The sequence below is a fragment of the Bacteriovorax sp. BAL6_X genome (genome assembly GCF_000443995.1).
Classification (GTDB): domain Bacteria; phylum Bdellovibrionota; class Bacteriovoracia; order Bacteriovoracales; family Bacteriovoracaceae; genus Halobacteriovorax_A.
Genome location: NZ_AUMC01000003.1, coordinates 658,060 through 684,159, shown reverse-complemented (window position 1 = coordinate 684,159; position 26,100 = coordinate 658,060). Strand labels below are relative to the sequence as shown.

At 36.7% G+C, this 26,100-nt stretch carries 32 protein-coding genes; 13 read left to right on the top strand and 19 right to left on the bottom strand.

Features of this window, described 5'->3' with window-relative positions; genetic code table 11:
- Window positions 1-156 precede the first annotated feature (156 nt).
- From cmoA to M902_RS03395, 3 genes are read left to right on the top strand one after another with little or no spacing between them, the layout of a single operon-like run.
- A complete protein-coding gene (cmoA, locus tag M902_RS03405; RefSeq protein WP_021265954.1) occupies window positions 157-909 on the top strand; it encodes a carboxy-S-adenosyl-L-methionine synthase CmoA in 753 nt (250 codons plus the stop codon).
- Window positions 910-916: 7 nt separating this feature from the next.
- The gene (gene cmoB, locus M902_RS03400; protein WP_021265961.1) at window positions 917-1,846 is read left to right on the top strand and encodes a tRNA 5-methoxyuridine(34)/uridine 5-oxyacetic acid(34) synthase CmoB; all 930 of its coding nucleotides are present in this window, start codon (window positions 917-919) and stop codon (window positions 1,844-1,846) included.
- The gene (locus tag M902_RS03395) at window positions 1,846-2,226 is read left to right on the top strand and encodes a YbaN family protein (protein ID WP_021265761.1); all 381 of its coding nucleotides are present in this window, start codon (window positions 1,846-1,848) and stop codon (window positions 2,224-2,226) included. The genes cmoB and M902_RS03395 overlap by 1 nt, the downstream gene beginning before the upstream one ends.
- On the opposite strand, the gene M902_RS15690 is transcribed toward M902_RS03395, so the two are convergent.
- From M902_RS15690 to M902_RS03375, 4 genes are all read right to left on the bottom strand, one after another.
- A complete protein-coding gene (locus M902_RS15690; protein WP_021265883.1) occupies window positions 2,221-2,880 on the bottom strand; it encodes a Type 1 glutamine amidotransferase-like domain-containing protein in 660 nt (219 codons plus the stop codon). The two genes, M902_RS03395 and M902_RS15690, sit on opposite strands and share 6 nt — an antisense overlap.
- A gap of 3 nt (window positions 2,881-2,883) precedes the next feature.
- Window positions 2,884-4,743 (bottom strand): hypothetical protein, encoded by a 1,860-nt coding sequence (locus M902_RS03385; RefSeq protein ID WP_021266406.1) that lies wholly within the window; start codon window positions 4,741-4,743, stop codon window positions 2,884-2,886.
- Between the two features lie 98 nt (window positions 4,744-4,841).
- Window positions 4,842-5,405 (bottom strand): peptidylprolyl isomerase, encoded by a 564-nt coding sequence (locus tag M902_RS03380; RefSeq protein WP_021266367.1) that lies wholly within the window; start codon window positions 5,403-5,405, stop codon window positions 4,842-4,844.
- Entirely contained in the window at window positions 5,402-6,049 is a 648-nt protein-coding gene (locus M902_RS03375; protein WP_021266242.1) for a 2-hydroxychromene-2-carboxylate isomerase, read from the bottom strand. The genes M902_RS03380 and M902_RS03375 overlap by 4 nt, the downstream gene beginning before the upstream one ends.
- A 53-nt stretch (window positions 6,050-6,102) precedes the next feature.
- On the opposite strand from M902_RS03375, the gene M902_RS03370 reads away from it, so the two are divergent.
- The 3 genes from M902_RS03370 to M902_RS03360 all read left to right on the top strand — a co-directional run bounded on the left by M902_RS03370 (window position 6,103) and on the right by M902_RS03360 (window position 9,314).
- Window positions 6,103-7,983 (top strand): sensor histidine kinase, encoded by a 1,881-nt coding sequence (locus M902_RS03370; RefSeq protein WP_021266452.1) that lies wholly within the window; start codon window positions 6,103-6,105, stop codon window positions 7,981-7,983.
- An 88-nt stretch (window positions 7,984-8,071) separates the two neighbouring features.
- Window positions 8,072-9,010, top strand: coding sequence for an HD-GYP domain-containing protein (locus tag M902_RS03365; protein WP_021266077.1), 939 nt, complete (start codon window positions 8,072-8,074; stop codon window positions 9,008-9,010).
- Entirely contained in the window at window positions 8,994-9,314 is a 321-nt protein-coding gene (locus tag M902_RS03360) for a hypothetical protein (protein WP_021266444.1), read from the top strand. The genes M902_RS03365 and M902_RS03360 overlap by 17 nt, the downstream gene beginning before the upstream one ends.
- Here the strand turns inward: M902_RS03360 and M902_RS03355 are convergent.
- Together M902_RS03355 and M902_RS03350 are read right to left on the bottom strand one after the other, a co-directional pair.
- Window positions 9,297-9,704 carry a hypothetical protein gene (locus M902_RS03355; protein ID WP_021265962.1) on the bottom strand — a complete coding sequence of 136 codons (408 nt, stop codon included), beginning with the start codon at window positions 9,702-9,704 and terminating at the stop codon, window positions 9,297-9,299. The two genes, M902_RS03360 and M902_RS03355, sit on opposite strands and share 18 nt — an antisense overlap.
- A gap of 2 nt (window positions 9,705-9,706) precedes the next feature.
- On the bottom strand, window positions 9,707-10,816 hold the full coding sequence (locus M902_RS03350) for a ParA family protein (protein ID WP_021265826.1): 1,110 nt from the start codon (window positions 10,814-10,816) through the stop codon (window positions 9,707-9,709).
- A gap of 104 nt (window positions 10,817-10,920) precedes the next feature.
- On the opposite strand from M902_RS03350, the gene M902_RS03345 reads away from it, so the two are divergent.
- Window positions 10,921-11,457, top strand: a complete 537-nt coding sequence (locus M902_RS03345) for a GNAT family N-acetyltransferase (RefSeq protein ID WP_021266371.1) — start codon at window positions 10,921-10,923, stop codon at window positions 11,455-11,457.
- A 6-nt stretch (window positions 11,458-11,463) separates the two neighbouring features.
- Here M902_RS03345 and serS read toward each other — a convergent pair whose 3' ends face one another.
- Window positions 11,464-12,744, bottom strand: a complete 1,281-nt coding sequence (serS, locus tag M902_RS03340) for a serine--tRNA ligase (RefSeq protein WP_021266488.1) — start codon at window positions 12,742-12,744, stop codon at window positions 11,464-11,466.
- A gap of 91 nt (window positions 12,745-12,835) precedes the next feature.
- Here serS and M902_RS03335 point away from each other — a divergent pair, with 91 nt between their 5' ends.
- Window positions 12,836-13,042, top strand: a complete 207-nt coding sequence (locus M902_RS03335; RefSeq protein WP_021266340.1) for a hypothetical protein — start codon at window positions 12,836-12,838, stop codon at window positions 13,040-13,042.
- Here the strand turns inward: M902_RS03335 and lgt are convergent.
- The 3 genes from lgt to M902_RS03320 are packed head-to-tail and all read right to left on the bottom strand — an operon-like array spanning window position 12,999 to window position 15,185.
- On the bottom strand, window positions 12,999-13,796 hold the full coding sequence (gene lgt / locus M902_RS03330; RefSeq protein ID WP_021266225.1) for a prolipoprotein diacylglyceryl transferase: 798 nt from the start codon (window positions 13,794-13,796) through the stop codon (window positions 12,999-13,001). The genes M902_RS03335 and lgt overlap by 44 nt on opposite strands.
- Complete coding sequence (locus tag M902_RS03325) at window positions 13,796-14,263, bottom strand: DUF2489 domain-containing protein (RefSeq protein ID WP_040313822.1); 468 nt, start codon at window positions 14,261-14,263, stop codon at window positions 13,796-13,798. The genes lgt and M902_RS03325 overlap by 1 nt, the downstream gene beginning before the upstream one ends.
- A gap of 22 nt (window positions 14,264-14,285) precedes the next feature.
- Window positions 14,286-15,185 (bottom strand): radical SAM protein, encoded by a 900-nt coding sequence (locus M902_RS03320; RefSeq protein WP_021266180.1) that lies wholly within the window; start codon window positions 15,183-15,185, stop codon window positions 14,286-14,288.
- A 29-nt stretch (window positions 15,186-15,214) separates the two neighbouring features.
- Here M902_RS03320 and M902_RS03315 point away from each other — a divergent pair, with 29 nt between their 5' ends.
- Both M902_RS03315 and M902_RS03310 read left to right on the top strand, forming a co-directional pair.
- Entirely contained in the window at window positions 15,215-15,517 is a 303-nt protein-coding gene (locus tag M902_RS03315) for a hypothetical protein (RefSeq protein ID WP_021266297.1), read from the top strand.
- A 6-nt stretch (window positions 15,518-15,523) separates the two neighbouring features.
- Window positions 15,524-16,348 (top strand): RluA family pseudouridine synthase, encoded by an 825-nt coding sequence (locus M902_RS03310; RefSeq protein WP_021266078.1) that lies wholly within the window; start codon window positions 15,524-15,526, stop codon window positions 16,346-16,348.
- Here the strand turns inward: M902_RS03310 and M902_RS03305 are convergent.
- From M902_RS03305 to M902_RS03295, 3 genes are all read right to left on the bottom strand, one after another.
- The gene (locus M902_RS03305; protein ID WP_040313820.1) at window positions 16,345-16,527 is read right to left on the bottom strand and encodes a hypothetical protein; all 183 of its coding nucleotides are present in this window, start codon (window positions 16,525-16,527) and stop codon (window positions 16,345-16,347) included. The genes M902_RS03310 and M902_RS03305 overlap by 4 nt on opposite strands.
- 85 nt (window positions 16,528-16,612) lie before the next feature.
- The gene (locus M902_RS03300) at window positions 16,613-17,158 is read right to left on the bottom strand and encodes a YceI family protein (protein WP_021266319.1); all 546 of its coding nucleotides are present in this window, start codon (window positions 17,156-17,158) and stop codon (window positions 16,613-16,615) included.
- A 93-nt stretch (window positions 17,159-17,251) separates the two neighbouring features.
- Complete coding sequence (locus M902_RS03295) at window positions 17,252-18,271, bottom strand: ABC transporter ATP-binding protein (protein ID WP_021265946.1); 1,020 nt, start codon at window positions 18,269-18,271, stop codon at window positions 17,252-17,254.
- Between the two features lie 124 nt (window positions 18,272-18,395).
- On the opposite strand from M902_RS03295, the gene M902_RS03290 reads away from it, so the two are divergent.
- Window positions 18,396-18,875: a globin domain-containing protein gene (locus M902_RS03290; protein ID WP_021266065.1), complete on the top strand. Its 480-nt coding sequence runs from the start codon at window positions 18,396-18,398 to the stop codon at window positions 18,873-18,875.
- Here the strand turns inward: M902_RS03290 and M902_RS03285 are convergent, their stop codons facing one another.
- A complete protein-coding gene (locus M902_RS03285) occupies window positions 18,876-19,286 on the bottom strand; it encodes a hypothetical protein (RefSeq protein ID WP_021265709.1) in 411 nt (136 codons plus the stop codon).
- A 64-nt stretch (window positions 19,287-19,350) separates the two neighbouring features.
- Here M902_RS03285 and M902_RS03280 point away from each other — a divergent pair, with 64 nt between their 5' ends.
- Entirely contained in the window at window positions 19,351-19,701 is a 351-nt protein-coding gene (locus M902_RS03280) for a lipoprotein (protein ID WP_021265733.1), read from the top strand.
- Between the two features lie 7 nt (window positions 19,702-19,708).
- On the opposite strand, the gene M902_RS03275 is transcribed toward M902_RS03280, so the two are convergent.
- The gene (locus M902_RS03275) at window positions 19,709-20,005 is read right to left on the bottom strand and encodes a hypothetical protein (protein ID WP_021265849.1); all 297 of its coding nucleotides are present in this window, start codon (window positions 20,003-20,005) and stop codon (window positions 19,709-19,711) included.
- A gap of 111 nt (window positions 20,006-20,116) precedes the next feature.
- On the opposite strand from M902_RS03275, the gene M902_RS03270 reads away from it, so the two are divergent.
- The gene (locus M902_RS03270; RefSeq protein WP_021266380.1) at window positions 20,117-21,010 is read left to right on the top strand and encodes a 1,4-dihydroxy-2-naphthoyl-CoA synthase; all 894 of its coding nucleotides are present in this window, start codon (window positions 20,117-20,119) and stop codon (window positions 21,008-21,010) included.
- A 36-nt stretch (window positions 21,011-21,046) separates the two neighbouring features.
- Here M902_RS03270 and M902_RS03265 read toward each other — a convergent pair whose 3' ends face one another.
- The 4 genes from M902_RS03265 to M902_RS03250 all read right to left on the bottom strand — a co-directional run bounded on the left by M902_RS03265 (window position 21,047) and on the right by M902_RS03250 (window position 25,974).
- On the bottom strand, window positions 21,047-23,194 hold the full coding sequence (locus M902_RS03265) for a hypothetical protein (protein WP_021266411.1): 2,148 nt from the start codon (window positions 23,192-23,194) through the stop codon (window positions 21,047-21,049).
- Between the two features lie 35 nt (window positions 23,195-23,229).
- Window positions 23,230-23,583, bottom strand: coding sequence for a hypothetical protein (locus M902_RS03260; RefSeq protein WP_021266436.1), 354 nt, complete (start codon window positions 23,581-23,583; stop codon window positions 23,230-23,232).
- On the bottom strand, window positions 23,583-25,013 hold the full coding sequence (gene pepD, locus M902_RS03255) for a beta-Ala-His dipeptidase (protein ID WP_021266146.1): 1,431 nt from the start codon (window positions 25,011-25,013) through the stop codon (window positions 23,583-23,585). The genes M902_RS03260 and pepD overlap by 1 nt, the downstream gene beginning before the upstream one ends.
- A 67-nt stretch (window positions 25,014-25,080) precedes the next feature.
- The gene (locus M902_RS03250; RefSeq protein WP_021266064.1) at window positions 25,081-25,974 is read right to left on the bottom strand and encodes a hypothetical protein; all 894 of its coding nucleotides are present in this window, start codon (window positions 25,972-25,974) and stop codon (window positions 25,081-25,083) included.
- Between the last annotated feature and the right edge of the window lie 126 nt (window positions 25,975-26,100).

Below are 26,100 nucleotides of genomic sequence, written 5' to 3'. Positions count from 1 at the left end.
TTATTTCAATATATATTTTGTTTACATACCAATAAAAATTACTTATTCAAAGAAAAAAATCACGCGTATCAGTAAACTACTGAAATTAAAGAGAAAATACGGAGTATTTTTTATAGTCGATTGGACAATATCGAAAAGATATTCTAGTTTCGGCTCATGGAAAATAAATTTTTAAACTCTGGTAAAGACCAAGTTTTTGCAAAGAAAATTGAAAAAATCTCAGATTTTGAATTCAATCAAGATGTGGCCTCAGTATTTGATGACATGGTCTCACGTAGTATTCCTAATTATCATGAAATTCATAAAATTATCATCGACCTAACAAGACGCTTTTATGAAACAGGAACGGTCTATGACTTTGGTTGTTCAACAGGAACAACAATGCTTTTAATGGCCGACTACTTTCGCCAAAATGATAAGGAGCTACCACAGTTTGTTGGGATTGATACTTCAAGACCGATGCTTGAAAAAGCGGGACAGAAACTTAGATCCCACGGACTACAGGAAAATGTAAAGTTACTAGAAGAGTCGATTACTGATGTAGAGATTGAAAACGCAGGTATGGCCATTATGAATTATACTCTTCAATTTCTACCTGTCGAAGAACGCTTAGATGTTCTCAAAAATATCTACAATGGCCTTAATGATAATGGGTGCTTTATCTTAGCTGAAAAAATCATCTGCCAAGACGAGCAAATTGATAACCTACTCATTGACCTTTATTACGATTTTAAACGTAGAAATGGCTATAGTGAGATGGAAATTGCCCAAAAGCGAGAGGCCCTTGAAAATGTTCTAAGGCCACTTACTCCTCAACAACAACTTAGAATGCTTGAAGAAGCTGGGTTTAAGAAATCAGAAATGATTTTCAGATGGTATAATTTTGCTTGTTACCTATGTATCAAATAGGAAGAGAATGGATAATTTAGAATACTTAGAAAAATTTGGTAATCGAGTTGATATTGAATCTTTAAGAAAGCTTAAAGCCGATAAGGTACAAATGTTTCGTACAAAGTACCAAAAAGAATATAAAGAGATATTTGATATCATCCCTTCTCTTAAAGAAGATTCAAATGAAACTCTAGAAACAGCAACAAAACTTATTCCTTGGCGTAAGGGTCCTTTTCAAGTTGGCGAACTCGATATCGATGCAGAATGGCGCTCAGATAAGAAGTGGCAAAGATTAAAAGAATCTCTACCAAACTTAAAGGATAAGGTTGTCTTAGATGTAGGCTGCAATAACGGATACTATATGTTTGAGATGGCCAAACAAGATCCAAAGTTAGTACTTGGAATTGACCCAGTCCTACACAATCAGGCGCAGTTTGAGTTTATCAATCATTTTAAAAAATACGATAATTTAAAATTTGAATTATTTGGAATTGAAGACCTTCCAAATTTTAGATCATTCTTTGATGTAGTGTTCTCAATGGGTGTTCTATATCATCACCGCCATCCACTTGAGCAGTTAATCTCAATTAGAGAATCTCTTGTCCCTGGAGGAGAGATGATTATGGAAACAATCGGTATTCCGGGTGAAGAAACGATTTGCCTCTTCCCTGAAGATCGTTATTCAAAGATGAGAAATGTATGGTTTCTACCAACTCTTAACTGTCTAAAGAATTGGATAAATCGTACAGGCTTTGTTGATATGGAAGTTGTTTCTGTTTCAACGACTAACTTTGAAGAGCAGAGACAAACAAAGTGGTGTCCGCCTCCACATCAATCCCTTCAAGATTTTCTGGACCCAAAAGATAATACTAAAACAGTTGAAGGCTACCCTGCTCCGGTAAGATTTTGTATTAAAGCGAAGAAGAAGGCTCATTCACCAATAAAGACTTTTTAATGATAAATAAGAGTAAAAAGGCCATTTACCTAAGCTTTGGAATTGCATTTGTGATTCTTGCCTTTATTGGTATTTTTCTTCCTCTTATACCGACTACTCCTTTTCTCCTACTAAGTGCATACTTCTTTTCTCAAAGTAATGAGAAGTACTACCAGTGGCTCCTTGACCATAAGGTATTTGGGCAAATAATCACAGATTGGAATAAGTATGGAGTTGTTAGTGTAAAATCGAAGATAATGGCCATCTCAATGATCGTGGCACTCTTTTCCTACACTCTCATTTATGTTGAAGTTAATCCAACCATTAAAGTGATCGTTTCTCTAATTGGAGTTGGGGTTATTGTTTTCTTACTTACAAGACCTAGTAAAAGAAAGTTATAATTTAAACTTCTGACCATTTTCAAAAATATAGCACTCTCCGTGAACAACAATTTCTTCATCTGTAACCACGAGTCCACTTCCATCTGGACATGCATATATTGGATAGAGAGATAAAATTGAATGTCTCTTTAATTCATCGTCATATCGCTTAGATTTTCGATAATGTGGGAAGAATTCAAAGTCGACAATATTCATGGCCTCAAAATCAGTTACATTATCTTCATTATCATCACGATCCCAAGGTGGGAAAGATGCCGTTAATATATTAGGAGTTGTAATAATTGCGCCAGCAGAAAGTCCTGTTAGAACTCCTCCCCGCCCTACATAATCAATCAGCTCTTCAAACATTCCACTTTCTTTGAGATGCTTTAAAAAGTAAAAGGTATTGCCTCCACCAAGATGTATTACATCACTTTGAAGGGCCTCTTCTTTTAGAGTTCGATCAAATTCATGATCAACAGGAAAATGAATAAACCTTTTAAAGCCTATTTTCTTATAGGCCATTATTAAGTCAATGAATTCTAATTCAGATTCATAAGATCCTGCAGGTATATAAGTTATGCTCGGTGAATCGCTATTACATAACTCAAGTATATGCTCGTCGATTTCGACATTATCACTAAAGTCGCCGCCACCATATAGTCCAATTTTCATTTGCTAGATGCCTTCTCTGTAATCTCTTACAATTTTTAAAAGCTCTTTTACGATAGGTTTTAGATGCTTCTTCTCATTCGCAACTCGCTCACTCTTCGGACTGATATTATCAGGGTCGAATGTTTGATGCTCCCTAAAGTCATGAACCACATTGAAAATCGTTTGCGGATCAAATTTCTTATACTTCTTCATCATTGATTCAACAATTCGTGCAATACTATCCCCTGTTACTCTTTCATATTTATTAATAATTGAAGAGCGCATAACAACTTCTAATAGTACATCATCAAATCTCTTCTTTGATTTCTTTGAGACCAAGTGAAGCAACTTAATATAAGAATCTTGAAAAGTATCGATTTTATTCGCACGATATGAATTGATCTCTAAATCGGCCTTACTTGCATAACTAGACTTAGCGATATTAATAAACTCCTCACGAGTAATCCACTCTCCTCGACTCAATATCATTTGAGGATACTCTCGAAGAATATCGCGCATACTAAAAATTGCATCCCAACAAATTCCATCACTAACTTCGTAGAGGCCGAAGCTTGATTTCGCTTTTTCGAAATAATAGAAGGATCTTTGTAGCTCTTCAATTTCTTGAGATTTTTTTTGAATTAACCAATCATGATATTTCGGAGAAATCCCTATTTTTGAAATTAGATTATATTTCTTTTGAGTCTCAAAAATTTCATCAAATTGTTCAAGATACTCACTTGCTGCAAATTCAGCAATAGGTTTCTTTTCTTTCGTTTCTAAAAAATCCACAATCTGCACAAAGGTCTGAACAATATACTTGGCCTTATCCTTTTGTTCTTTAATTGTTGTGGAATAGCGTTGAACATCGTCAAAGCGATATTCATGGTGGTAGAGCCCAAACTGCCTAATTGAACCATAGTCGATAATTCCCCCATTCATAAGGATATTATCTCCATCCCAATCCAGCCAACAAAAGATATAGTCATCTTCAAAATTGGCAGCAAGCTTTGCAAAGACCTCAACTTGCTTCTTTAAGAAGTAGCGGTATCTCGCCTTAGTTGTTTTAGGTACCTTCTGCCATTCATTATTCATTTTCTGGCGATCAATATAATAATTCACAATATCTTTTAAAGCGTCATAATTGGCCTGCTTTAGATGATTGAACATATGTGAAGGCCTAATTAAGTTACTATTGGCCCTAACGTTGATTGAGATATTATCTTTAAATTTAATAATGGCAAGACACCTCTCAGTCTCATAATTATTCTTTTGCATAACCTCTGAAAACATAAGAGTTGCAAGCCCTTCATCAAACTCTGAGTAGCCACAACCGTATGAAATTGACGGGTCTCCGGTTTTAAAGAACTTATTTTGGATATGAGTTGCAGGAGAAAGTTTCGTTGCCCCTGTGCCCTGACTTGAAATATCCCAAGTAAGGCCATTGTGTTTGACTGTTCCATTCCATATTGAGCGTCCATCACCTGAGGTCTTTCCTTGCTTATTCGGGTGTTGTAGCTGAAGATAGCGTGTTGCCATATAACGATTCGGTAAGATTTCATCTTTTGGATATTCTACACCGTTTTCAATATCATATTCATTTATGATCACGATAGAAAATGTATCGAGAATTTTTTGAGCAAGCTCTTTAGTAAGGGTATTTTGATGTTCCTTAGCGATTAGGCCCATCTCCTTTGCTAACTCAAAGTTAAAGTAAGCAACACTTCCCCCATCCCTCTTTCTAACCTGGTAAGTAATAAAGGAATCTTGGCAACTCTCTTGGAGTGGATGTTTACCATTAATTTGATTAAATTTAGAATAATTTAAATTCGATTTGCTAGTTGATTTATTATTTGTTTTGCTACTTATCTTTAATGAGCCCATACACAGATTATATCTTAACTAAAATAGCAAATTCTTCCCTACGAAGAATTTGCTATTTATGAGTTATATATACTTGAGCCTTTTGAGCGGTTTTAAAATTAAGGAAGGACGTAAACCTTCTTAATTTCAATATTTGAAACCGGAAGGTTTTGAAATGGGCCGTTTCTTCCAGTCTTTGATTTTTTGATTCGGTTTACAACGGCCATACCGCTAATAACTTTTCCAAATACAGCGTAACCGTATTGAGATGGTGTTGGCCCTAAATGATCCAGAAAAGTATTATCTTTTACGTTTACAAAGAATTGTGACGTTGCTGAATTAATAACAGAAGTTCTTGCCATCGCAATTGTTCCAAGAACATTACTTAGGCCATTAGTCGCTTCGTTTTTAATTGGCTTTTCTGTTTTCTTCTTTTTAAGGCTTGTATCGTATCCCCCACCTTGAATCATGAATCCATCAATAACACGGTGAAAAATTGTTCCATTATAGAAACCAGAGTTAACATAGCTTAAAAAGTTTTTTACTGTCTCTGGTGCCTTTTTATCATAGAGTTTAATTGTGATATCACCATAGTTAGTTTTCATCATAACCTTAGTGTTTGCATGTACACTAAGACCAATCAGTAGAATAAAAAGTAGTTTTAATTTTAATTTCAATTTCATTTTGCTTCCTCGAAGAATTTTTTAAAGTTAATAAATTCTTCGTGTTCATTATAGTCTAAAAATTTATTTTTTGCGAGAAAGTCAATATTGTGATTACCCCAATAAAAATCATCGTCAACTTCAAATGTTGGAACACCAAAGATACCTTTATCAAAAGCTCGATTAATCTCAAGCTTTAATTCTTTCTTTAAGTTTCGATCACTATCTAAAGAATCGTACTCCTCTGCTGTCAAACATTTTTTCGTAATATACTCTTTAAACTGATTATAATCATTAAAATCGTGGCCATACTTCCAACCATAATGAAATGTCTCAAGAATAAATGCTGCTTGCTTCAACTTATCATTCTTAAGACCTAGGGCCATTCTTAAGTAAGGTAAAGAGTTAAATGGTAGCATTTTTGGAGAAGTTAGTCTTACCCCCAAGTACTCAGCTGCCCTCAAGGCCTCTTTAAATAAGTACAAGGCCTTATTCTTTACTTGAGCAGGCGCACTCATTTCATTTAAGGCAAAAAGCCTCCCCACCATCACTGGGCAATAATTAATCTCATACTTTTCGGCCAGAAGGCCTGCGTCTAGCTGCATCATACTGAGGTATGAATAAGGAGACGTGAAGTCAAAATAGAAATTCAGATTTTTTTTCATCTATCTACACAATTGTTATTTAAAATTTGTTTAATTAAAACTATACTCTCTTAGTGATTAATTTTATTTTTCGACTCTTATTATTACTATTTCTTTTCATTCCAGCAAAAGAAATTATCGCAACGCAGACAATTGTACAGATTAATAATGAGACTTTCAAAGATCAAAATCAAAATATCTCAAATTTTGTCGAATACAAACTTACGAATGAGAAGAACTACACACCAGATGGTTTCAAAGTTAACGGTAACACTGTTGTAAATATTAATTATACAAATAAATATATTTATCTTCGTTTTAACATTAGAAATACATTAGACCGGCCTGTTCACAAAGAGCTTTATTTCAATTCCCATACTTTTAAATTAAATGAAGTCTTCCTTAAAAATTTAGAATCTCAAAAGCTCTCGAAGTTTCCTCTTAAGAAAATAAATGCGAATACAACTCTGCACAAGTCACTAAGGATAGAGCTAGCTCCGGGAGAGCAACAAACAATAGTTATCAAAACTCGTAGTCTAAACAAGTTTGATACAAAAGTATTACTAGCAGACACTGAGTATATTCAAAAAGAAGAACAGACCAAAATCATAAGCCTATCTATTTATCTTGGCTTTATGTGTACCCTACTCATTTATAATCTAATTCTCGGCCTTATTAATAGAGAGTCGATCTATATCGTATACTCAGTCTTTATCTTCTTTATGATTAATACTGTTCTGTCTATATCTGGATTCACACAAAGTATTCTTTCTTTAGATAACCATATGAATTACCTAGGTACTTTTGCAATAATCTCGTGTAATTACCTCTATAAGTTTACAAAGAAGCTTTTGAGTATCAACTTCTTTGAGAGGCCGGCCATAAAGAGACTAGAAAAGGCTTCTGCAGTCATATCAATGGTCCTCATAATCACAATTCTCATCCCATTCTTTGAATCGTATAATTTTATTATTGGGCCTCTCGTCGATATTTATATCTTATCACTAGTTGTCTTTATCATTTATATTTCAATCTATACGAACGTAAAGCAACCCACGATTGAATCAAAAGTTTATCTACTTTCATGGCTTATAATGAACTTTGGTATCTTCGCCTATTTTGCGACAATCTACGGCCACTTTACAGACAATGAATTTACACAAAACTCAATCCTCCTAGGAAATATGGTGGAGTCATTCACCTTATCAATTGCCCTTAGCCTAAAGATCAATAGACTTCATAAAGAGAACGAAATTAACTTCATAAAAAACCTAGATCAGCAAAAGTATATTCGCCTCCTAAGAGTTCTCTCGCATGATATTGCAAATTCTCTCTTTGTTATTGTCGGTTATTCAAGTCGTTATCTTCGTCGAGGTTATGTTGAAGAAACGAGGGCATGGCCTAAGGTTTACTCGGCCTGCATGCATATCAAAGATATCTTAGATAATGTTAAGGCCGAACAAGAGTTAATCAATAATGAACCCCAACTTGAATATATGAAGGTAAAAACCTTACTTGATAATATTGTCACTATCTTCACTCCTCAGTGTGAAAGAAAGAAAATAAAAATTGAAATCCCAGAGACCCCTGAAGACCTACAGGTATACTCTAACCTTCCAATCCTAACTCACCAGATACTAGGTAATATCATCTCAAACTCAATAAAATTTACTCCCAATAGCGGACTTATTAAAATCTCGTGCACACAAGTGGATCAAACACTTAAACTCGAAGTGTATGACAATGGTATTGGAATTACTAAAAAGAAGTTAGATCAAATCTATAAGAAGACCGATACGGGCATTAGTTTTGGTACCTTAGGAGAAAAAGGTTCCGGTTTTGGCTATTTTATTATTCGCTCTTATTGCGAATTACTTAAGATAAAGTTCACAATTGAGCGAAAACCCGTTGGAACTCTTGTGGCACTTTATATTCCTCTCAATGAACACAAATAGTGCTAAGTCTCTATAGTTGTGTAAATTCTAAATTCACAATAGAATTAAATTAATAGACTTTATTATTAGTTTTAATGAATTAGGATTTATGAATTACTACCCGCTAAGAATCACAACAATTGAAGCTGAAAGCATCATAACGTTTGATTTATATATTTACTTTAAAGAGACCTATCTTAAGTATCAAGAGGCAGGCAGTGCTATCTCACATGAAAAACTTGAAAAGCTCAATAAGCAACAAGTTGCTAAGTTCTATATTCTCGAAGCAGATGTAAAAAAGTATCAGCAATACATTAAAGACCTTCTTGATTCAAAACTTCAGAATATAGACATATCTCTTGAAGATAAGGTTAAAGTCGTAGATGGAGCTTGTAAAACGGCCATCGAACAATCAATGGAAGCCCCGGACAAAGAAGAGAATTATCAAATGACAGAACTTGCTGCTGCTCAGTTAAAAAAAGTTCTCTCTTCAGGGCCAGATGCCTTAAAACAATTCTTTAACAAAAAAACTGTCGATACAAACTTAATAATAGAACACTCAATGAATGTTGCAACACTTGCCACGAGACTTGCTATAAGAGCAGGTTGTAACGACAGCGAGATCTCAAATATTGCAACGGCAAGCCTACTCCACGATGTTGGAATCACACGTTTAAATAGCCAAGATCAAGAGCTTTTTAAAAGGACGAAAGAAGAGTTGAGTGAAGATGAGCAAAGAGTTTATGGCCTACACGTTAAAGATGCTGTCAGCGCTCTTAAAGATAAGCCATGGGTAACAAAGGAAGTTCTCGAACTCATCGTCAATCATGAAGAGGTCATAGGTGGTTCAGGCCCAAATCGTTTAAAAGAGTTAAGCCTACCTATAATGATTATCTCACTAGTAAATACTTACGATAAAATGGTCACCGTCCATAAGATGAATGTGAGAGATGCTCTAACTGATTTAACAATGAATCAACTTGATCATTACGAACATGATGTCATTAACAAGTTTAAGGATATATTAATCGATGAAAATATTGTCTAGCTTAGCAGTTCTTATTTTTCTACTCACTTCCTGCAACACAAAGACAGTAGATGAAAATGCATGTGATATTGAATCAATGAAATGTTATCGAGGCTACCCTTATTCTTGTGATTTCATTAAGCAATGTAGTGGGATCAAACATAAATTTACAAAGCAAGTATGCTCAAATGCTTTCAATGAGCTTTTTAGAGGAGCGAAGTCGAAAGAAGTAATCGAGAAGTACTCCCCTAAAATTCTTCATTGCTTTAATGAGAAAGAATTTCATAACTTTAATATTGATAAGAAATTAAGACCTAAAGATTGAATCTCTTAATCTCTTAAACAAAGAGCGCTGTGTTCTTATACGATTCTTTGTCTTAAGCATTTGCTTCGATGAATCTAAGTCCATGAACTCTTTTTCACGATTTTCAATATATTGATTAACTTCTAATTCTTTCTGTGCACTAGTAAAATTCTTTCTAAGCTCTTTTGCATGAAGCTCGTTCTTAGCGGAAATCTCTCTGGCCCTTTTAACGGCCAGACTTGCCACAGAACTTTTTTGGGCCTGTAGCTTTCCTTCCCAAGGCCTTTGTTGCTTTTCCATGACTTCTTCGGTCGTCACAATATCAGTATTTTCAATAGCAACAACAGCAGGGTGAGCTTCAACTTTTTTAGTCTGCTTCTTAGCTGCTAAGTCATTTAAACCAATGGCCATAATTAAAACCTATTACTTAAGTTTCCAAAATTCGCTTGCCCAAGTCCGCCGAAAACTCGCGCCTGGTGACCTGGAAGTTGATTTTGTTCAGACTTTCTTACATGATAATTTGAGATGGCCTGATGAATTTGTTTGAATAACTCGACAGTGTCCTTTGCAATAGGCTTTCCTGCAGCATGCTCTGCAATTGAAAGATTAAGGGCCATTGCCTCTTCAGCACTTACTGATTCTTTAATTCCAACAGTCGTACAACCTGTAACATTTTGATAGTACCAATTTAAGATATCATTGCTTAATTTCTTATTCGTTGAATATTTTGTAGGAACAAAGATTGACTCAAAGTCTAATCTCATTTCATCCTTAAATTCTTTTAAGAAATGAGAGAATACTCTAAAGTTTCTAAAATTATTAATCTTGCACTCTAGCGGTGAGATAAGCGCATCGCTTGCCACTAAGGCATTAGTTGTTAGCTTATTCCAGTTTGGAGAACAATCCATAATCACAAGATCAAAGTGTTCTTTAAGAGGATCGATCACCCTTTCTTTTAGCCAAAACTCACGGCGGTTAATATTATTTAATGAGTCATTAAGCGCAACAAGCTCAGGTGTTTCCGGAATAATAAATAAATTAGGCATTCCTAGTTGAACGATCACTTCATCAAGAGTTGCCTCACCAGAGAAGTAGTCACATAGTCCCTTCGTTTGATCTAATTTTTGAATTAGCTCATCAAGATTTCCACTGTCATCAGACTCAGTATCGTAACCTAGTGATGTCGTCACATCTCCTTGAATATCAAGCCCTACCACACACACTCGCTGTCCATGAAGAGCAGCTGTACGAGCGAGATTAAGAGCAAGAGTAGACTTAAGAACTCCACCTTTAGTTGTAAAAACACAAACAGAAGTCGATTTCTCAAATTTCTTGAAATACCCAACTTGTTCGCCAATTTTTGGAAGTAAATTTACGGGCCAACCTTTTCTAAAGATTGCACCACTTCTGTACTTACGAGAAGCAGGAATTTGTCCTGCAGATTCAAGGTCTTGAATTTCAAATTTTAAATTTGGGTCACCATATATATCGGCCACTTTTTTAAGTGGGTAGAAATTATCCATTATTAAGTCTCCTCCATAAGTACTTTACCTATAATTTTACGCATTTAGTGGAGGCTGTGTCAAAAAAATCATACTCTCAAATAAAGCTGTGATACTATTTCGGTGTGGAAGCTCTAGCTCTAGACCATATTTACGATTTTGCAGGCCATAAAGCACAGATTCGTGAAGTCGGCCCTCTCGATAAAAAGCTGCTTCTTAAGGGCATCCATGAAATGGAGCGAAAGTCTATTTATCACCGCTTCTTTGGTGCAAAGAAAGGCTTAACAGCAAAAGAACTAATTAATCTTACTGAATATGATAAGAGATTTCACTACGCAATCGGTGTTGCAACGGCCGCGGGGCCAACTCAACCAATGGGTGTTGCGAGATTTGATATTCATCGGGACAACCCAAATACTGCAGAGTTTGCCATCACTATCATTGATAAATACCAAGGTATTGGGGTTGGTAAGGAATTACTAAGTTTATTAATTCTTGAGGCGAGATCTCGAGGAGTTAAGATCCTTAAAGGAGAGATGCTTAGTACGAATACCCAGATGATAGGCTTGGCCCAATCCATGACAAAGACACATGGATGTGAGCTCAAGTTATCACGTAGTGAACAGGGAGTTCAGACTATAAGCCTAATTCTTCCCTGTTAAAATCGCCTACTGGCGATTACGTCCTTTAAGAACTTCTTTTCCACCCATATATGATCTTAATTTCTCAGGAACATAAATTGAGCCATCTTCTTGCTGATGATTCTCAATGAAAGGAACAAGAATTCTTGGAGTTGCAACCATCGTGTTATTTAAAGTGAAAACGTGCTTAACATTTCCATCTGCGTCTCTGTAGCGAGTATTTGTTCTTCTAGCTTGCCAGTCGTGAAGTGCTGAACATGAGTGAGTTTCACGATACTTCTCTTCACTTGGAACCCAACACTCAATATCGTACATTCTAAACTTTCCAGCACCCATATCTCCTGTACATACTTCAAGAATTTGATATGGAAGTTCAAGCGCCTTACAGAATTCTTCAGCAGCCTCTAGAAGTGACTTGTGCCATTTTTCAGACTCTGCTTCATCACCTTTACAAATAACAAATTGTTCTGTTTTTTGAAATTGGTGAACTCGAATAAGGCCTTTTACATCCTTACCGTAACTTCCTGCTTCACCTCTAAAACATGGAGAGAAACCTGCGTATAGAATTGGAAGGTCAGATTCATTAATGATCTCACCGCCGTGAAGACTATTTAATTGAACCTCTGCCGTTCCTGAAAGATAGATATCATGCTCTGGAATATAGTAAGCATCCTCTCTTCCTGTTGGGAAGTGACCTGTACCATAAAGAGCATCCTCTCTTGCCATCGATGGCGATGAAACTAATGTGAAACCTTTTTCCGTTAGCATATCAAGAGCGAGACGGTGCATGGCCATCTCTAAAAGAACCATATCATTTCTAAGAGAATAAGAGCGTGAGCCACAAACTTTTGCGATATTCTTAAACTCCGCCCATTCATTCATTTCTAAAATTTCAACGTGGTGTCTTGGCGTAAATGAGAAATTTGGTTTCTCACCTTCAACACGACTGACAACGTTTTCACTATCGTCTTTTCCAACTGGTGCATCTTTAGACGGTACCATTGGGACAACATACATAAGTGCCTTAAATTTTTCTTCAAGTTCACTAATTTCTGGATTCATTTCCTTAAGCTCGTTGGCAATTTCTTTACCTTCAGCAATAAGCTTTGGTCTATCTTCGTTAGATGCTTTTGGGATTAATTTCGAGTGAGCATTCCTCTTCTCTTGTAAATCCTGTTGTTTCGTCTTTAACTCAGAGAGTTTAGAGTCAATTGAAAGAAGCTCATCAAGATCAAGACCAATTCGCTTGTTCGCAATTACATCCTTCATTAAATCAACATTTTCTCTGATAAATTTGATATCTAACACTATGCACTCCAGTTTATTTTTATAGTTGTTAGAATAACCCAAAACCACTAAAATTGACACTCTAAATTGCTTTAAAATCAGGGAGTTACTCATGGCATCATGTCGTTATTGTGGAAAAGAAATTACTTGGATGAAAGATGGGCGTAAAAACGTTCCAGTTGAAGGAGACGGTGCCGTACATAAGTGTGAGAATATGATTAATGCTCGCAAGAGTTTTCGTAAGATTACACCAACAGAAGTTGATCCAGAATTACTTAAGCAGTACGAGAATGCGATAAACGAGAAGGCAAAAAAATAATGGCCAGCCCAATGAGTATCATCGCAAAACAGTAGAATTGCCCCACGGAAAAGAGGTTAAAGAAAAGCCCAATTTGAGGATCAGGAGTTCGAAAGAATTCAACAATGAAGCGACCAATTCCATAAATGATAAGAAAAAGGCCAGAGTTTAAACCTGGTCTTTTTAAATTCTTTTTCAAAGTAAATAAAATAAGAAATAAAACGAATCCTTCTAAAACGGCTTCATAGAGCTGTGAAGGATGGCGAGGATTAGAATCATATAATTTTGGAAAGATAACGGCCCAAGGCACATCAGAAACTCTTCCAGCGAGCTCACCATTTATAAAATTAGCAATGCGGCCAAACATGATAGCTGGCCCAACACTTGTAAGAATAATATCCGTTAAGACAAAGAACTTAAGATCATGTTTTCTAGCATAATAATAAGTCCAAAGAGCGCCTCCAATAAGGGCACCGTGAAAGCTCATTCCACCCTGCCAAAAATACAGAACGCGCTTTAAATCCGCAGCATAGTAATTAAAGTTATAGAAGAAGATATAAAAGAGTTTTCCACCGGCAAGCATGACAAAGAAGCCAGTAAAAAGGTAATTTAAATAATGGAGAAAAGAGACACTTAGCTCTTCTCTTTTAATGAGATATTTTCCTAAATAGAGTGTCCAGAAATAGCCAAAGAAGTAGGCCAGCCAATACCACGCAATCTTGATCCCCAAAAAGTCGATAGCAATTGGATTAAGATTGTGGACATAGTATTGCATTAATTAACCATTAGATTTGTTATTAGCTTATTGCATTCAATAGTTAAATTATCCATGTGTTTATCTTCAATTGCAAATCGCTCCTTATCTTGCGAGAAGCGCTCTTGCTTTGATAACTCTTTACGGGCCTGATGAGTTGGGAAGTGCTTAATTTCCTCATACATCGAAAAGATAATTGGGTATTCTTCATTCTCAACAAAGTCTACACGATCAATAAGCATTCTTAAGCGAATACAAGCCTCACTTGCTTCACATTGTTTTTGGACAAAAGCACGTGCAATTGTGATAAGGCTGTCGCGAACAAAGGCCTGTCTTTCTTTTTCCCTTGCTTCCATCTTGTCATGTTCCGCGATACGCTTTTTCGTCTCTTGCTTAAGCTTGATATAGAAGAAGCCCACTCCCATTGAAAGGATAAATACTAAAACTGATAAAATGATAAATGCAATATTATATTGTTGTTGAGTCATGGCCAATTTATACTGCGAATTCCTACATATGTGAAGGTTTTGGTGGATATGTTCCTTCAGGAGCTTCATCAAACCACTGCTTAACCTGTTGAATTATCGTGGCCTGATCCTGAGGAAGGCTCCCTCCAATTGGGTACATATTCGAAACGTGATTAATCCTAAGTAAAATTTCTCGAGAAGTTTGAACACCAGATAAAATATCGTGCATCTCCCCTAGAATCTCTTTCGTAGTCAGCATTTCAAGACCACGCTGTACCATTCGGTAATACGGAGTCCCTTCAATCGCCATTGTCGTAAGAAATGACAAATAATCCGGTGAGATTTCAGATAGAACTCGGGCCGTCTCTCTTACATGAGTTTCAGTATGCTTCTTACCACCTAGTCCAAGCATGGCGATAATGGATAATTTCATCCCCGCATCCATCACTCTTCTGGAGCCATCAATCATATCTTGGGCGCTATTTCCCTTAACAGTCATATGAAGAACTTTGTCACAACCTGATTCCATTCCAAGATATGCGATCCCAAGACCTGCCTCTTTTAGGTAGCGAAGCTCTTCTGCTGTTTTATCTAGCATATTCTGAGCTGTTGCGTAGACTCCCACGCGAATATCTCCAAACTCCTCACGAATCGCCAAAAGACTCCTATAAAGGTCTTCGGTTGGAGCACCAAGCGCGTCTCCATCACATAAAAATACTTTAGAGGGACGCATTTCAAAGCGGCGATAATAAGCGGCCGCTTTCTTGATATCCTCGATAACCTCAACGCTGTTTCTCTCTTTATAAGTCTTAGAACGATACATATTGCAATATGTACATTTATTATTGGAGCAACCAATGGTTTGTTGTATAAGGAGAGAACGCCCTTCAGAAGGAGGACGAAAAACAGGTTCGTGATATTTTATCGGGAAATCATAAAACATGGCGCTACCTTAGTTGATTTGGATTATTTATGAAAGAATATATCATTGAATCATATGCAGAGAAATACCTTGTGACTCTAAATAATGAGGCACAGTTCAATATTCTATGTGATTCTCGCTCGATAGCTCACCATTTGGCCCTATCTCTAAATTTAGGAACAATGGAGACACCAATTCAAAGTCCTGAACTTTTCACTCTAATTGGAAATGTTCGCGGCGTAAAGACTTACACCCTATCACTTGTTTCACCAAACTTAAGAGTTGATGAAGAAGCCGATATTAATGACTGTTGCCAAAGTGGATGCAGCGGTTGTCCTTATTTTAATGGATAGTAACTTATGAAAAAATTTAGTGTAACGGCAAAGGCCTATTCAGATACAACGGCAGCAGACCTACTTGCAGAAAAGTGTGCAAAAGCAGGAATAGAGCTATCAAAGATTAAAATCAAAAATCTTATGAAACAAGGTGCTTGTTGGACAAAGTCCGCTAAGCCAGAGCGAATTAGAAAGGCCAAATATGAAATCAAGCGCGGTCAAACTATCAAGCTCTACGTTGATCCAAATATTGCAGAATTTGACATGAGCACTGTTGAGTGTCTTCATGAAACTCACCACTATGGAGTTTACTACAAACCAGCAGGTCTTTTGTGCCAAGGTACGAAGTATGGTGATGAATACACAATCATAAGAGAAATTCACAAACGCACTGGACGTGAACCATTTCTCATCCACCGCCTTGATAAAGAAACGGCCGGTGTTATGATGATTGCTTATACTAAGAAAGCGGCACGTGCTTTTTCGCAACAGATAAAAAACCATAAAATTCAAAAAACATATCAAGCAGAAGTAAAAGGAAAGCCAGAGAAGGCCAAGCGTCTTGAAAGTGTAATCGATGGGAAGAACGCAATTTTAGAATACGAAGTTAAGAAGTATCTTGAAAAGACGGCCCTTGTCGAAGTCAACCTAATCACGGGGCGTAAGCACCAGATTAGAATTCAATTCACAGAGCTAGGTTTTCCAGTAATGGGTGATCCTCGTTATGGAAAAGGAAATGTGAACGATACAGGTCTTGCCCTTATCGCATCTAAACTTGTTTTTGATGATCCTTGGCGAAGTGGTAATCTTGTTACTATTGAAGTACCCCAAGATAAAAGGCTATTCTAATTAGGCTTCTTATAGTCTTTGAGATCGATTGTTTTAACCTTAAGATTTAATTCTTTCGCAATAGACTTCTTAATTAGCTCATTCTTGTAGTCAACAATAGGATTCTTGCTACGACGATTTATCGGGAATAAGTACTTATCTTTTTCAAAGAATGCGATTTCGATTTTTCCGGCTTTCATACGCAAAACTTAACATAGAATAAACTTACGTGCATCTATTACTTAGTCTTGCGCTATGTGTTCAAGTTCAATATGTTATTTCAGCTTATTGAACATTAAATTCTAAATCAACTTTGTCGTGAATAACCTTATCTGCCACAGTGCCCAATAAAGTTGAACGATACTTGATACCAAATTTTGTTCGATCGAAGCTAACTTTTCCTGTGGCATTCTTGCCATCGTAATTCATAGTAAAAGTTAGAGGACGTGTTACTTGCTTTATCTTAAAGTCTGCTACAACCTTATATTTATTTTTTGCAATTTTTGTAATTGATTTCGTTACCATCGTCGCTGTTGGATACTTTTCGATTTCAAAGAAGTCACTTTGACGAAGATGGTTTTGTAACTTATCCTTCCACTCTCCTTCAAGATCACGAACATCAATAGTATTCATCTGAACAGTGAATTTTCCTTTCACAGGCTCACCCTTATCATCGTGTTCAATTGTTCCTTTTAAGAATTTGACATGGCCCCAGTGTTGGCCACCAACTTTACTTGCGTGCCATTTTAGAAAACTCTTATCGGTATCAATCTCTCTAGCGAATGCAAGAATTGAAAGTAAAATACAAAAACCGATAATTAATAATTTCATCTTCTTTCCTCCAACGATACCACAACGACAATAGTTGTAAGTATTCTAAGAGAAAACATGATGTGCTAATAATTAAGTTTTGGTAAAAAATAGTTAAACAGGCAGTAGGAAAGCATTCTCAAAGTCGATGGTAAGTTTAACTTGTGTACCAACACTCACCTGAGATGAGTCGGCCAATTGAAACCTTAGAACCTTAGCATTCATGGTTGCTACTTCAACGAAGTCATATTCACCATGTCTAATAATTGCCTTCACTCGCCCTTTTAAATGACCATTGTCATCGGCCAACTTTAAATACTTTGGACGAAAGGCCAAATAAACAAATTGGTTATTTGTTTTGAGATTATCTTTAACTTCAAATTGTCCAAAATCGTTTTTTACAACAACTTTGTCACCATTTCTCTCAACAATTGGGCCAGCAACGAGGTTAATCATCCCACCAAAACGAGCAGCATCAATTGACAAAGGCCTATCATAGAAGTCTTGTGGCCTTTGATAAGTTTGAAGTTTAGCACCACTAAGATACATAATTCGATCACTTAAAGAGTAAGCTTCTTTTAAATTATGAGTGACAAATACTAATGAAATTTCGTTCTCTTTAAAAATTTCAAAGATTTCATGGCATAAGGTTGCCTTAAGAAACTCATCGATATTCGAAAAAGGCTCATCCAATAAAAGTACATCTGGTGCAACGACCATTGAGCGAGCAAAGAGAAGTCTTTGTAATTGTCCGGCCGATAATTGATCGAGCTTTTTGTGATCCTTGTACTCTAGGCCAAAAATTTCAATCATATCACGAACACGATTCGTATCGGCATTTGGCTCATGAGCAAGTAAATGACTTTCAATATTTTCAAAAACCGTTAAGTCCCAGTTTAGATTATTAACACCAGAAACCATTTCAATTTTGAGTCCCTCAGATTTTTCAACCTCACCACTAAGTGGTTGTAATTTTCCTGTGAGGATATTAAATAAAGTCGTTTTCCCCGTTCCAGAAGGGCCAAGAAGAGTTAAGACCTCCCCCTTTTTAAGATCAAAAGAGATCTTATCAAACTGACAAATTGATTTTTGATCAAAATTATAAGTTAAATTTTTTACTGCTAAAACTTTCATTACCACTAGACTCTCCTAAGTAGGACAATCTGTAAATACAGGGTTTGGAGAGAATTTAAGAAATCTTAATTCAAAAGAAATTATGTTGCCAACGATAAGTAAGTTGTAGCGCACAGGAGACTATATGAGCTTTGATAAGCATCAAATTACTGAATCATTTAGAAGAATTGAGCCTAATCTTAATAACTTTACTAATGCCTTCTTTGATAATGTCATTATTCTCGAGCCAGGAATGCAAAAGGTTTTTGCTCACACGGACCGCGAACACTTAAAGGCATCTTTTATCAGGGCCCTTAGTATAACAATCAATAACTTAAAAAATCCGCAGTATTTAAAATACTACCTCCAGGGACTAGGAAATAATCAAATCAAGTATGAAATGTCTGAGACTTACTTTCCTATATTTGAAGAAGCATTTATTCAAACATTAATGCTCTTTCATATGAACACCTGGAGCCCCAGGTTAGAAAAGGCCTGGCGTGAGTGCTTCTACTATGTAGCTGAATATATATCTGACGGAATGATGGATGCAACACTACGCAGGGAGTTTGAAGATTTTTTAGAGAATAAAGAGCGAGTAGATTCCTTTAAAAAGGCAGCCTAATTATTTTCGATTCAATTTAGACTTAATGACTAAGTAATCACTCCCCTCTTGCCAAGACTCAGTAACCTCAACTTCGTCTTCAGCGACAAAGTAAAAACGAAGAGAAAAGCCATCTTCTTTAGAATAAATCGTTAACTCGTCATTATTGATTAGTCCTGAAACCTCTCCTTTATAGTAAAGAAGTGGGCCTCTAACATCAAATACAGAAAATGGATATTCTGCACTTAGGCCATTGCAATTGTAACCACCTTCTTGAATTTTAAATTTCTTACCATCATAGAATAATCTAAAATAAACTTCAGAACATTCTTGAGTTGCTTTAGGAGTTTTAACAGCTCCTGTGCCTAACCACTTGCCACCAATACTAGCAAAAGATAATTGAGTAAATAATATAAGTGAGATTAATTTCATGGTTTAATTATCTTCGCTACTTGCCCTATAGTCAAAAACCCACAAGTTAAATATAATGACTTCTATGAATAAATTTTTCATTATTTCTTTTTCGATATTATTGTGTGCTTGTGGTGGCCAAAAAAAGTTTCTAGGGCAAGAGCAAGGTAGTATCTACTCTTCCGAAATCTTAAAGAGAAACCCAAGTGATGGTAAAGAAGTAACACTTAAGGCCCGAATCCATAAGAAACTAAAGAATAACTTCTACCTTGTTAAAGATGAGCAAGGACTCATTCTCGTCAAAATTCGCTCAAGCCTTCTTGGGCTTGATTCAGACTATAATTACCAGACCCTTTTTCTTATGAAAGGTGAAACAGATAATGAGTCAAAGCACTTCTATGTAGAGATAGAAGAGCTTGAGCTCTTTAAGCCTTAGCCGACATCTAGTCTTCTGATCGACAAATATCATCTCCGTAACGACGACATACTCCATTTGAAGTTCGAGTTTCACAATAAGGAATACACACTGCATTAATACCGCAGAAATCTTCCCTATACCTACGACACTCACCATCTGATGATCTTGAGTCACAATGAGCAACACATTGCCACTGGCGATCTTGAGGAGGCCTGCCATCTTCACTACAGAAATAACGAGTCCCATCGATGACAACAGTTACCTCTGCGTTAACACTAAGTCCTAGAAAGAATAAGAATGTAAAAAGTAATAGATTTTTCATATCATCATTAACTCACACTCTCACCATTTTGTTTAGACAGGCCGCATACAAAGTTATGAATGACACTTTAACTCAGGCATTTTATATTGAGCAAAACAATAAGGAGATCCCATGGTTTCAGATATTTTTGACCCAAGTGCTTGGAAAGAAGTAGAAGGCTTTGACTTCAAGGACATTACATACCACCGCGCTGTCGACCAAGGAACAGTTAGAATTGCATTTAACCGTCCAGAGTGTCGTAACGCATTCAGACCTCAAACAGTTGATGAACTCTATCGCGCTCTTGATCACGCTAGAATGTGGAGTGATGTTGGTGTTGTTCTTATCACAGGAAATGGGCCATCACCAAAAGACGGTGGATGGGCGTTCTGTTCAGGTGGAGACCAAAGAATTCGTGGAAAAGATGGATATAAGTATGTTGATGGTGATGGAACTCCTGATCCAGCAAAACTTGGACGATTGCATATTCTTGAAGTACAGCGTTTAATTCGCTTTATGCCTAAAGTTGTTGTTGCTGTTGTTCCAGGTTGGGCCGTTGGAGGAGGACACTCACTTCACGTTGTTTGCGATATGACCATTGCTTCAAAAGAACATGCTATCTTTAAACAAACAGACCCTGATGTTGCTTCTTTTGACTCAGGATATGGTTCAGCATACCTTGCGCGCCAATGTGGTCAAAAACGTGCTCGTGAAATTTTCTTCTGTGGTTTCAACTACAGTGCAGAAGAAGCATTTCAAATGGGAATGGTAAATAAAGTTGTACCACACGCTGACCTTGAAAAGGTTGCTCTTGAGTGGGCAAAAGAGATGAACTCAAAGTCACCTACGGCCATGCGTATGCTTAAGTTTGGATTCAATCTTCTTGATGACGGCCTAGTAGGCCAACAGCTCTTTGCAGGTGAAGCTACAAGGCTTGCTTATGGAACTCCTGAAGCGCAAGAAGGACGTGATGCTTTTGTTGAAAAGCGTGAAAAAGACTTCTCTCAATTTCCTTGGCATTACTAATTATATAACGGGGGCATCCATGCCCCCTCGTTCGCTCTACTTCCATGAGAAAATAACTGATAAATATTCTTTCGTTGCATTTTGACCGCGATCTAATACTGTCACGCCTACCTGATAATTCCCTTCCAGGTCATACTTTTTATTGAATAAACTCGCTTTCAGCAGTTTAGAAACAGTAAATTCATCAATTGTTACTCGATCTACAATTTCCTCTTCATTCTCTTTAGAAAAGACAACCTGATAGAGAGTATATTTATAAAATAAATTTTCATCGTTTACGCAATTATCATCGGTATCTTTAAAATGAAATTTGGGTAATTGTTTTCTAAATAATGGTGAATAATCGATCTTCTCGACTTCGACTTCATCAGGTGGAGTAAAGTCAAAACGAATTGGGTTTGTTTCAATAATAAATGATTTCCTATTTTTCTTATCAACAGTTTGAAAATAGACCTGAACTTCATCACATTCATTATAGCCTAGCTTATGCAGTTCATGCCCATCGAGAAGCAACTGATTGGTATTTTGTGGTAATTTCATCCATTCGACCTGAATGTAGCTATTCTTGGAATAATAGCCATAATAAATATCATTAACCTCTGATTTATAGGGATAATTCCAATAAAAACGAATAGGCGATACCTTAGACCCCCACCCAGGAACAGGTGACTCTTGAATAAAACGATAAGGAAAGGCAACTGAGTGATTATAGTTAATATCAATTAGTTCTTTGGCCCCTTGATAGTTATCAAACAAATTAACTTCAAAGATTTCATATTGGTTTTTACCGGATATTTGTGAGGATATTACATCAATTGAGAAATTGCCATTTATACACTTGGCCTGTTCAACATTCTCGTTAACTATATCTAGTAATCGTACCGAACTTCCTTGCGAACATCTTCCTTCAATCTTATGGCCCATGCGATACACATCTACTTCATTTGGAGCGAGTCTCTTTTCACTTGAGGGAATATAATCGAAAGTGGTTGAAAAATGATTAGTTTTATAATCGATATAAAAATCATTACATTCCGCAAAGACTGTTGTCTCTCCATCTAAGTCATATTCATCAGGGAAAACAATAAAGACACCATCAATTTGTCTTAGAGGAATATTGTGACCATCTCGTAATATATTTTCAGACTTTTTTGTATAGAGACGTACATTTCCATTTGTATAAGTAATTCCACAAGTACCACTTATAATATGCCTCCCCTTAGCACTTTCATCATACTTTCCTCGTGGAGAAAAAAAGTGCGGTGAGCTTTCAACAACTTTATAATAATAGAAAAGCATTCGTAGATTTGATCGAAAGTCCCCCTTCAGTCCCTCTACTGGAATCTGGTAAAGTATGCGTCCTGTTTTTTTTCGTGGTAATAAGTTGAGGTTATAAGTGAAACGATCATTATAACAATTTACAACATTCCCATCGACACTAACTCGTTCAAACCCCTTACAGCTGCCTTTGACCTCTAATGTATCATCAAGAACACCAACAATTGACTCACTTAAGAAGATCGAATGGTCATCATTTCTAAACTTAATCGTCTTAATTATAACGTCTGAACTATTACCGTAAGCATCTACTTGATTAATAAAAAGGTGGGTCTCTATTGCTTCAGCATTAATCTTAGAAAAATATATTGGAGTTAGAAAAAGCCCATTTGGACATCCGGCAGTTTTAACATAGTCCTCAATATAGCTTCCGCGAATAAAAATAGTCCCACTTGGTTGGCAACGTCCAGAGACATAAATAGTTCGTCCATAGAAGTAGCCTTCCATAGGAGTGTCAACAATAACCTTGTCCGGTCGACGAGTAACGACATTGGGAATCTTAACAACAATAGAAAGGCCATCTTGTGTGACAAATACATCTTGATTGCCAACGATATTTGATTGGAAGAATAATGTCTTTCTATACTCACCGTCCAGACATTGAGTGTATGTACTTTGGTTACTTACAAGATTATTTGAAATAAAGTAAACCGGGATATCATTTGAACACTGCCCTTCAATCACAACCCTTTGTCCATTTAATCTTCTTGAGACAAGATGTGCTGTTAAGTCACCTTTGGTAACTTGCAGATTTGTGCCTACAGAGCTAATAGTTCGACTGCGTTTTTGACAACCTTCGAGAACTAAGATGAAGATAAGAATGGTGTAAATATATTTATACTCCACACCATTCTTATCGTGATTAAGATATTTTTACGCAGTTAAAATTGATTAAAAAATGCCGTTAAAACTAAAACGATAATTAAGTTAGCAAAAAAGATAATATCTCTAAGCCCAACAGTCAGATTTAACGCTTTAACAATTTCACTCTTTGAAGGAGACTTCCCATTCTTCATTTGAAGTTGTTTAAAGAGTTTTGACTCCACCTTCTTTTTAAAGTGATCATCCTTAAAGAATGCAACTCTTAGTCCAATAATAAGACATACAAAGTATAGCCAAAGGTTAGATACTCCTAAGTCCTTAGCAAAGAGATATGTGATAATCATTGGAATTTGAACAACTATCAAGTAGACAAAGAGAGTTGGGATATTATTTTGTAGGCCAATCACTAGCATTATATAAGCCTCTTAATAACTTCTAAAAATAGTAGCCATGTCTTTTCCACTGATGAAATTGAAACTTGTTCATCCGGGGAATGGGCCCCTGTAATTGTCGGACCAAAACTAATAATATCAACATCTGGCATAGCTTTAGAAAGAATTCCACATTCAAGTCCTGCGTGGATTGAAGAAATCTTTGGCGCATGGCCTCTCAAATCTTTAAAGGCTTCACCAGTAACTGATAGAATTTTAGATTCTGGATTTGGCTTCCAACCAGGGTAGGCACCTTCAAGAATGGCATTAGAGCTTAGTTCGCTTTGAGCAGAGATCATTTCTTGTGCAAAGCTATCTCTCGCATCTTCACTAGCACTACGAATAAGATTGGCCATACTAAACTTACCACCTTCAAGAGTGATCACACCTAAGTTTGTCGAAGTTTCAACAACACCCTCAAAGTGCTCGTCCCATGCTTTAACGCCGTGGTGGCAATTATTAATTGCAGATAGCACAAGTTTTGAATCTTTTAATGAAAGGGCCCTTACCTCTTCACTCATTGATGATAACTCAAATTTTAAACCAGCTTCGGCCTCTTGATTCTTTTCCCATAGAGATTCAAAATTTGAACGAATCTTAAGAAGGCTTTCTTCACTTGTATAAAAATCAACAAAGGCTTCCCTAGCAATAGCGTTTCTTAATGATCCACCTTTGATCGAAACAAGTTGAATATCATCAACTCCAGCAAAAACCTGTGGAATAAGTTTATTTGCATTTAAGCGTCCACGGTGAATATCAATTCCCGAGTGGCCACCTTTTAAACCTTTAATAGCAACTCTTTGATGGACACCATTTGCTTGGCCCTCGCTAAACTCTTTTTCAAAGATAAGATCAACACCACCGGCACAACCAATGATAAGCTCATCTTCCTCTTCTGTATCGAGGTTTAGCATAATCTTTCCATCAAAGTGGTCACCCTTAAGGCCAATTGCTCCATGCATTCCAGCTTCTTCACAGGCCGTAAAAACACACTCTAATGGTGGGTGCGCAATATCTTTGCTTTCTAGAAGTCCCATCGCAAATGCACAGCCGATACCATTGTCCGCACCAAGCGTTGTCCCGTTAGCACGCACCCAATCACCATCGATAAAGGTTGTGATAGGATCCTTTTTAAAATCATGAGCGTTACCTTCGTTCTTTTGTGCAACCATATCAAGGTGCCCTTGAAGGATTACCGGTGCAGAGTTTTCGCCACCCAATTGGCCCGGCTTCTTAATAATGACATTATTTACCTCATCACGATAAGTTTCTAAGCCTAAGCTCTTTCCAAATAAGAGAAGTAGAGTTTGTACGGCCTCTTCGTGATAACTAGGTCTTGGAGTATCTAGAAGTTTTTGAAAGTTAGACCAAACATATTTTGGACTTAATTGTTCGACACGTGATTGATTCATAAAATAACCTACTTGTTATGTTTTTAAACAATCTACTATGAAGATCAATTTTAGAAAAGCCTAAATGCTATGCGGCTTCTTCACCACCGTCATCTTCATAACTAGGAAAATGAGGAAATTTAGGATGATTCTGTGCTTCTTCAATTAGATACTTGTCTACAATATGAGGCCGCCAACTTAAGTAAACGCCATCAAACTTATCAAGAGAGAGGTTTTCATCATAATGGGGACTACGCTTAATATCCATATGATAAATATCGATACTGCCCTCTTTCTCGAAATAATTTCTAAGATTCGCACCGCGAGAAAGATAGAGCTTACGTACAGTCGACTCTTCTCCCGAAGATTCAATATTTAAAATAATATTATAGTGGCGGTAGTCCACAGCAAGGTTAATTGAATTACACTTTAAGTCTGGCCTATAGTCATAACTCTTACAGTCGCTTGTTCCTAGGTTGTGGATGAGTAGAACATTTTCAAAGATCGCGCCTCCGTGCTTTTGGGCGGCACGCGCTCGAGACTTAGAAATCGTAATTGAAGCTGCTCCTTTATATCGCAAAAAGTCAAAATCAATACCGGCCACAAAACCAGGGCGAAGAACGTCATTGAGCAGTAATGTAAAATCGCTTTCATCTGACATGGCCACCATATGCGAAAGCTTAGAAGTGCTCACAGACAGGTAACGCTTTTGACCGTAGATATTCTTAAGCTCAACGATGGCCTTTGTGCCAGCATAGACCTCTATCCAATTCACCTGCTTTCTCGTTTGTAGTGGGATATTGCCAAAGATACCAGAGTCGGGTCCACCCATTAGAACGTTACAACCCAATTCTTTCATCAGCGCCTTTGAAAAGTGTTGAATATAAGACTTTCGGACGTTGATATACTCCAAGAGCTCCTCTTTAAAGAAGATTTGTTCACACATTTTTTCCAATTCCAATTCGAATTCTTGCTTTTTCATAGTTTGCCTATCGACTCTCATTAGATATGCAGTGAGTTAAAAAAAGTTAATTTAGTCAGGGCCTCTTAAAGCTGATAACGACTAGTAAAACGGCCTAAAAGGTGGTAAAAATGCATGTATAAATCA